Below are 1,516 nucleotides of genomic sequence, written 5' to 3'. Positions count from 1 at the left end.
TCCAGGTGCTGTTCGAGTCCGAGATCCCGCAGAAGATCGCGGTGGTCATGGCCATCGCCAGCGATATCAGCGGCATTCCCCAGGACGATCCCGCGCTGCAACGCTGCCTGCTCAGCGTCATCGCGCCCTGCCTGCTGCTGCAGATCGGCCGGCGCGGCGTTCCCGGGCCGGTGCAGGCGATGCTGCGAATGCCCGCCGAGACGCTGGTGGACCACCTGAGCCGCTTCGCGATCGCCGGGCTGGAAGCCATCGGCCGCGACTACGCCGACAGCGCGCCCGCCCGCCGCAAGAAGAAATAGCCGCGGATGCGGGCGACGATCCTGACTCATAGCTGAATATTTGCTCGCATCAGGACCGCTGCCGGCGCATCGTCAGGCGCCGGTATCGAACGACCCCGTGCGCGGCGGCTGCCCCTCGCGCAAATAGCGCGTCAGCACCACGCCGCCCGGCGTGCTGGCCGCGTGCGCCAGCCTGAACGCCGACGGCTGCGCGTCGTCGCCGAACATGCGCCGGCCGCGTCCGAACATGACCGGATAGACCAGCAGCCACAGATCGTCCACCAGGCCCGCCGCCAGCAGCTGGCGCACCATGTCGCCGCTGCCGAAGGTCAGCAGGTCGGGGCCGCCCTGGCGCTGCAGCGCGCGCACCGCGTCGACCAGATCGCCCCGCAGCGCCTGGCTGCCGCGCCAGGGCAGCGCCTCGGGCCGGTGCGTGGCCACATGCTTGGTCGCGCCGTTCAGGCGGTCGGCCAGATGGCGGGTGGGGGAATCGGCCGGTATATGCGGCCAGTGGCCCGCGAAGATGTCGTAGGTCCGGCGGCCCAGCAGCAGCTCGAACGGAGCCGCCATCAGGTTCCGCACATGGCTGCCGATGATCTCGTCGGCATACGGCACCATCCAGCCTCCATAGGGGAAGCCGCCGCTGGTGTCTTCCTGCGGTCCGCCGGGAGCCTGGACGACGCCGTCCAGGCTGATGAAGGTCGACACGACGAGCTTGCGCATGCTGTTCTCCGGTTGGCGGGCCCGACGGGCCCTCTGACACGACGAATCAACTGCCCTGGAATCGACACAAGGTCACAAATAACGCCTTCCGCGCACACCCGGCAACGCCCGACACCGCCCGTCACCAGCCCGCAAACATCGGTCACGCGAAAGCTGTTTCGGAACGATTACAGCGCTGAACGCCGGCCGCGCGCGCCAGCCTAACTCCTGCGAGTGCAAAAAAGGCGTCGACTGCGCCGGGCGCTCGCCAGGAGCCGCAAAATGAAAAGGACCCTATTGCTGTCGCTGGTGCTTGCCAGCATGTTGTCAGGATGCGTCGTGGTGCCGGCGCGGCCGGCGTACTACCATCCGGGCTATTACTACTATCCGGCCTATCCGCACTACTATTACCGCTGATGGTCCCCATCCCCGCCGAGCCAGGAAATGCCATGAACACCATGCAGAGAATCAGGCTCTTCCAACCGCTGACCGCGTTGGCCGCGCTGACCGTCAGCGCCGCCGCCCTGGCCCAGGCC

Annotated in this window: 2 protein-coding genes and 1 pseudogene; 2 read left to right on the top strand and 1 reads right to left on the bottom strand. The window is 67.9% G+C overall.

Annotated elements, in window-relative coordinates:
* A pseudogene (locus KDH83_RS30635) lies at window positions 1–299 on the top strand (CerR family C-terminal domain-containing protein); the annotation flags it as partial.
* Between the two features lie 72 nt (window positions 300–371).
* Here the strand turns inward: KDH83_RS30635 and KDH83_RS30630 are convergent.
* Complete coding sequence (locus KDH83_RS30630; RefSeq protein ID WP_212322791.1) at window positions 372–1,001, bottom strand: dihydrofolate reductase family protein; 630 nt, start codon at window positions 999–1,001, stop codon at window positions 372–374.
* A gap of 261 nt (window positions 1,002–1,262) precedes the next feature.
* On the opposite strand from KDH83_RS30630, the gene KDH83_RS32920 reads away from it, so the two are divergent.
* On the top strand, window positions 1,263–1,397 hold the full coding sequence (locus KDH83_RS32920) for a hypothetical protein (protein WP_283093862.1): 135 nt from the start codon (window positions 1,263–1,265) through the stop codon (window positions 1,395–1,397).
* The last annotated feature ends 119 nt before the right edge of the window (window positions 1,398–1,516 follow it).

The organism is Achromobacter sp. Marseille-Q0513 (assembly GCF_018195695.1).
Taxonomy (GTDB): Bacteria; Pseudomonadota; Gammaproteobacteria; order Burkholderiales; family Burkholderiaceae_B; genus Achromobacter.
Note: the sequence above shows the minus strand (reverse complement) of the source record. Positions and strands in the feature narration are given on the sequence as shown.

What these genes read in the sequence shown, in the direction of transcription:
- KDH83_RS30630 (WP_212322791.1), bottom strand. Translation starts at nt 1,001, where the DNA reads ATGCGCAAGCTCGTCGTGTCGACCTTCATCAGCCTGGACGGCGTCGTC.
- KDH83_RS32920 (WP_283093862.1), top strand. Translation starts at nt 1,263, where the DNA reads ATGAAAAGGACCCTATTGCTGTCGCTGGTGCTTGCCAGCATGTTGTCA.